The sequence below is a fragment of the Ruminococcus sp. CAG:330 genome, from assembly GCF_000437175.1.
Taxonomy (GTDB): Bacteria; Bacillota; Clostridia; order Oscillospirales; family Ruminococcaceae; genus Ruminococcus_C.
The window spans coordinates 1-5,442 of the sequence record NZ_FR898018.1; the positions used below are offsets into that span (position 1 = coordinate 1).

Below are 5,442 nucleotides of genomic sequence, written 5' to 3' on the forward strand. Positions count from 1 at the left end.
GAACACCTCGCCAACTGCGCTCAGTTGGATCAGCCTTATTTGGGACAGTTTCTTTCAATCTTTCTGTTTTCGCACGATGATTTTTGTTTTTGGCGCATCGGATATAGACACCACATTTTTTCTTTCCCCATCCTATATTTCCATAGATTTTTTCACGGGAAATCTATTGCTATTTTCCCCAAAGCGTGCTATACTATTCTCAATTTCAAGAGTGCCCTTTTCGGCACCGGAACGGAGGTTCTTTTATGAAGCGTTATGAGGACACCTCGCTCTCGGCACAGGAGCGTGCAGAGGCGCTGGTCGATGAGATGACCGTCGAGGAGATGGCGGGACAGCTGAAATACGATGCGGACGCCATTCCACGGCTTGGCATTCCGGCATACAACTGGTGGAACGAGGGGCTGCACGGGCTGGCACGTGCCGGCACGGCGACCATGTTCCCCCAGGCGATCGGACTGGCTGCCATGTTCGACACCGCATCCACACAGCAGGCGGCAGACATCACATCCACCGAGGCACGTGCCAAATATGCGGAGGAATCCAGGCACGGCGACCGGGACATTTACAAGGGGCTGACCCTCTGGTCGCCCAACATCAACATCTTCCGTGACCCCCGCTGGGGCAGAGGGCACGAGACCTTCGGCGAAGACCCGTTCCTCACTGCGGAGCTGGGCAAGGCATACGTCCACGGGCTGCAGGGGGGCGACGAACACGTGCTGAAAACAGCCGCCTGCGCCAAGCATTTCGCCGTGCACAGCGGGCCGGAGTCCCTGCGCCATTCCTTTGATGCGACAGCGTCCCCCAAGGATCTGGAGGAAACCTATCTGCCGGCATTCGAGGCGCTGGTGAAGGACGCCCATGTGGAGAGCGTCATGGGTGCTTATAACCGTGTCAACGGCGAGGCATCCTGCGCCAGCAGCTTCCTCATGGGCAAGCTGAAGGAATGGGGCTTCGACGGCTATTTCGTATCCGACTGCTGGGCAATCCGGGATTTCCACGAGAACCATCATCTCACCGAAACGCCGGAGGAGTCCGCCGCACTCGCCATTCGCTCCGGCTGCGACCTGAACTGCGGCTGTACCTATCAGCGTCTGCTGCGGGCGCTGAATCAGGGACTGATCTCGCCGGAGGAGATTCGCACCGCCTGCGTCCACGTCATGCGGACACGCATCCGGCTGGGCATGTTCGACCAGCACACCCCCTACGACAGCATCCCCTATGAAGTGGTTTCGTGCCGGACGCACAAGGACGTTTCCCTGCACTGTGCGGAGCAGTCCATGGTGCTGCTGAAAAACAGCGGCGTGCTGCCCCTGAAGCGGGATGCCCTGCGCACCATCGCCGTCATCGGGCCCAACAGCGACAGCCGTGCGGCGCTGGAGGGAAACTACTGCGGCACTGCCGACCGGTACGTGACATTTCTGGAGGGCATCGAGGATGCATTCCCCGGCAGAGTGCTCTACAGCGAGGGCTGCCACCTCTATCAGGACCGGGTGTCCAATCTGGCGCTGGCGGGGGATCGCTACGCCGAGGCAGTGACTGCCGCAGAGCATGCGGATGCTGTCGTGCTGTGTCTGGGACTGGACGCCACACTGGAGGGTGAAGAGGGGGACACCGGCAACGAGTTCTCCTCCGGCGACAAGAAAGACCTGCGCCTGCCGGAATCCCAGCGCATCCTGCTGGACAAGATCCGGCAGACCGGCAAACCGCTGATCGTGGTGGTCGCTGCCGGAAGCGCCATCACGCTGGACACCGAGCCGGATGCGCTCATCCATGCATGGTACCCCGGTTCGGAGGGCGGCAAAGCGCTGGCAGAAATTTTGTTCGGGGAGATCTCGCCCTCCGGCAAGCTGCCCGTGACATTCTACGAGAGCGCCGATGCGCTGCCGGATTTCACCGACTACCGCATGCAGGGGAGAACCTACCGCTATACCCGTGACAATGTGCGCTATCCCTTTGGCTACGGGCTGACCTACGGCAAGATCGTCTGCACCGGTGTGACCTACGCTGACGGCGTGGCAGAAGTCACCGTGGAGAATGCGGGCGCATGGGACACCGGCGACGTGGTACAGCTCTACCTCAAGGACACCTGCCCGCAGGCAACGCCGTTCCCCAGTCTGTGCGGATTCCAGCGCATCTTCCTCAAGGCAGGGGAGCGCAAGGTCTATCGCATTGCCGTGCCGGAGCGTGCGTTCACGGCGGTGGATGCGGACGGCACACGCAAGCAGTTCGGCAGCGCATTCACCCTGTACGCCGGCACCTGCCAGCCCGACGAAAAGAGTCAGACCCTCTCCGGAACTTCCTGCGTTTCCTGTGAGATCGTCAGATAACCCCGGCATAGTTTCATTCTGAGAAAGCCTCACCCGGATGTTTCACGTGAAACATCTGAGTGGGGCTTTTTGTTTCACGTGAAACATTTTGAAATTGGTATATATTCGTAGGGACACGGCGTGCCGTGTCCGCTTTCTTTTGAAACAAGAAAGAACCCGTTGAAAACGTTCCACCGGAACGTTTTCAAGATCACACACAGCAACCGGCACACAGGGCGGAGCGGTCTTGTTCGCTCCGCCCTCGAAAAGCTGTCGCTTTTCTCACCCACCTTCCCCGTGCGCCAAAAGCATGGCGCAGGGAATTTCGCTGTCTGCGGACAGCGACTTAGAGGGACGTGCCCTCTAAGAACACCTCGCCAACTGCGCTCAGTTGGATCAGCCTTATGGGGCAACGATTCCGTTTCTTTTCGTTTCTGCACGATACTTTTTGTAGAATGTTTCACGTGAAACATGTTCCCGACGCAACGCCGATTTTTGAACCACGCTCATTTCCTGCCGTATCCCATGATGTATGATAGGGATGTACCCGAAAGGAGGTGACATGATGTTTCAGAAAAAAATGGCGGATGCCTTTGACAGTGCACGCACCTTTTTCACCACTGCCTGCGGGCGGATGCACGGGAGCGGTCAGCCGGAGGGCATCTCTGCTCTGGAAAACAGGCTCATGCAGTTTTGCAGCCGCAGACAGCCCCTGCGCATCTACGCCGACACATGCAGCCTGCTGTGTGCAGACGGCGAGGCGTTTCTGACGGCAGCGGAACGGGTGCTGCCGCAGTATCAGGCGCAGCTGCTGATTTTCCAGTCCGTTCTGGCAGAGCTGGAAAGCGTGGGGCAGAAAACGCCGGCGCAGCGGCAGAACTGCCAGCGGGTTCTGGCAAGGCTTCAGTCGCTGGAGCGTGCCGGCGTGGTGCGGGTGTGCATCGGGCGCAGCGCAGGCTTCTCCGATCCCAACTTCATCAGCGATTTTGTGCAGGACATGCTGACTTCCAACGTGCTGCTGATCTCGCAGGACAACGGACTGGGCACGACTGCCGCACGGCTCCGTGACTTTCTCCGCCCCTGCATCCAGACCGAGTATCAGATCTTCTCCTGCCGCCTGAACCGTGGCGCACTGGAGGAGGTACAGGACGGCGCAGCTGCACAGGCACCACAGAAGTCCCCGCAGCCCCGGCGTGCGCCCATTCCGGCAGCAGCACCGCCGGACTTGAAATGGCCCCGGCGGGAGAGCGGATTCTCCTGCACCCCCTATCCCAAGTGCAATGATGTACATTTCTACCCAAACTAAGCGCTTGTTTCGCATCTTTTTTCGCACGTCTTTTCGGCAGATTTTGCCGGTGACTGCGTCAAAAACCCTTGCCATACGGAAGTATGCCTGCGGATTTTTTCCTTGGCACCGACAAAATCATGCTCGAAAATCCGCACACAAAAAGACACCAAACAAGCTCTAAGCGGGAACATTTTTGAACTGCACCGTTTTCCGCTCTGACCGATCTGGTATCATAAGATTGTTCCAAAATGATGGGAACACACAAAAATCCAAACCGCCCGATTCCTATTAGGAATTTCGGGAAATCAACAAAGGAGTATCAAAATGGCTACTTTTTATCACAACGGAACCAACTACGCACCGGCACCCCAGCGGCAGACTGTCAACATCGGCAGCGTCCTCTCCATGAAGGGACTGGCGTTTGACATCAGCGCTCAGGGGTACAAGCTCTCGAAAAACGGCAAGCGTCCCGACAAGAACACCCCGCTGGCAAACACCCTGTCCTACAACTACGGCGCACGGGAATATGTCTTCCAGCTGCTGCGAAAGATCGCCAGCACCACCAACCACGCCGGCATCATCGACTTTGACGACGTCCGCAGAAATGCCGGCATGACCCCCAGCAGCCTGACCACCATGCTGAACGAAATGCGGAATCAGGGGCTGCTCTGCTCCGCCAACGCCTATGTGGTGGGCATGTACGTCACCCTGAACCCCGGCGCTGACACCTTCCTCCAGAAAACCATGCACGTTCTGCACGTGGTCAGCTACCTGAACAGCCGCTACGGCAACAGCATCGACGAGATCTACTACGACTGCCATCTGGTGGACAGAAACACCGGCAAGAAGTACGTCCTCGATGTCATCTACCGCATCGGCGGACACGTCTACTTCATCAACACGGCGATGAACCAGAATCTGGTAAATATGCCTAACATGATGGAGCGTCTCACCACCAACGCCGACCGCATCCGCTCCAACTATTCTGTGGTAGTTTCGCCCAGCGTCAACGGCGGTATGGTGCGTATGCTGCTGAACCGGCTGACCGGCGACAAGGCCAGCGCAGTGACCGTCGTGCCCTACGATAAGCTGGGCATGCTCTGCAAGTAAGAGCCGTTTGCGGGAGTCCGCCCAAACTTTTTCGGCGGATTCCCCAAGAAATAGAAAAAACAAAACCGCACAAAGCCCGCCGCCCCGCTTTGTGTGGTTTTGCTGAAATTTTGTTTTTTTATGAGAAAACTTGCATCCCATGGAAAAACATGCTATACTATTGATACGACATTCACCCTATGCGTCTGTCCTGTGTCCGAACACACGTCCGTATGCGGGCAGGTGCGCCGTAACGAAAGGAAGTTTTTTTATGATACAGGCACAAGACATCAAAGCGATTTTCGCACGGATTCCGGCAGGAACAACGCTGACCGTCCAGCAGATTCAGGATCTTGTCAAGAACTCCTATCCGCTGTCTCCGGCAGACTGGGAACCGTATACGGAAACCAGAAACACCAGCTATACAAAGTGGCAGCATCAGGTGCAGAGCGTTCTGGCAGAGCTGAAACGGAACGGCATCGCCGCACATAACGGGGCAACGCACAGCTATACGTTCTAACCGCCGGTAATCCCATAAAATCATCCATTGCCCCGCCGAATCGGAAGCCTCCTGCCGATTCGGCGGGGCTTTTTGTGTGTGAAAATGGCGGAGGGTGACTGCGACGGACACGGCACGCCGTGTCCCTACAGAGCGTGCTGTAAAATCACAGAAACGGACAACAAAAGGCATCGTGCAGAAACAGAACGATTTCAGAACCGTTGTCCCGAAAAGGCTGCTCCAGCTGAGCGCAGCTGGCG

General features: G+C 57.2%; 5 protein-coding genes. All 5 read left to right on the forward strand.

Annotated features, from left to right (window positions below; genetic code table 11):
• Positions 1-259, forward strand: a 259-nt coding sequence (locus tag QZL66_RS03005; protein ID WP_293601803.1) for a hypothetical protein, incomplete at its 5' end; no start/stop codon positions are given.
• Positions 246-2,327 (forward strand): glycoside hydrolase family 3 C-terminal domain-containing protein, encoded by a 2,082-nt coding sequence (locus QZL66_RS03010; RefSeq protein ID WP_022410286.1) that lies wholly within the window; start codon positions 246-248, stop codon positions 2,325-2,327. The genes QZL66_RS03005 and QZL66_RS03010, both read left to right, overlap by 14 nt.
• A gap of 541 nt (positions 2,328-2,868) precedes the next feature.
• The gene (locus QZL66_RS03015; RefSeq protein ID WP_293601804.1) at positions 2,869-3,612 is read left to right on the forward strand and encodes a hypothetical protein; all 744 of its coding nucleotides are present in this window, start codon (positions 2,869-2,871) and stop codon (positions 3,610-3,612) included.
• 306 nt (positions 3,613-3,918) lie between these two features.
• The gene (locus tag QZL66_RS03020) at positions 3,919-4,704 is read left to right on the forward strand and encodes a hypothetical protein (RefSeq protein ID WP_022410288.1); all 786 of its coding nucleotides are present in this window, start codon (positions 3,919-3,921) and stop codon (positions 4,702-4,704) included.
• Positions 4,705-4,954: 250 nt separating this feature from the next.
• Positions 4,955-5,203, forward strand: a complete 249-nt coding sequence (locus QZL66_RS03025) for a hypothetical protein (RefSeq protein WP_022410289.1) — start codon at positions 4,955-4,957, stop codon at positions 5,201-5,203.
• Positions 5,204-5,442: the final 239 nt, after the last annotated feature.

Excerpts from the sequence above, each read along its gene's own strand:
- QZL66_RS03010 (WP_022410286.1), top strand. The coding sequence starts at position 246 with ATGAAGCGTTATGAGGACACCTCGCTCTCGGCACAGGAGCGTGCAGAG.
- QZL66_RS03015 (WP_293601804.1), top strand. The coding sequence starts at position 2,869 with ATGATGTTTCAGAAAAAAATGGCGGATGCCTTTGACAGTGCACGCACC.
- QZL66_RS03020 (WP_022410288.1), top strand. The coding sequence starts at position 3,919 with ATGGCTACTTTTTATCACAACGGAACCAACTACGCACCGGCACCCCAG.
- QZL66_RS03025 (WP_022410289.1), top strand. The coding sequence starts at position 4,955 with ATGATACAGGCACAAGACATCAAAGCGATTTTCGCACGGATTCCGGCA.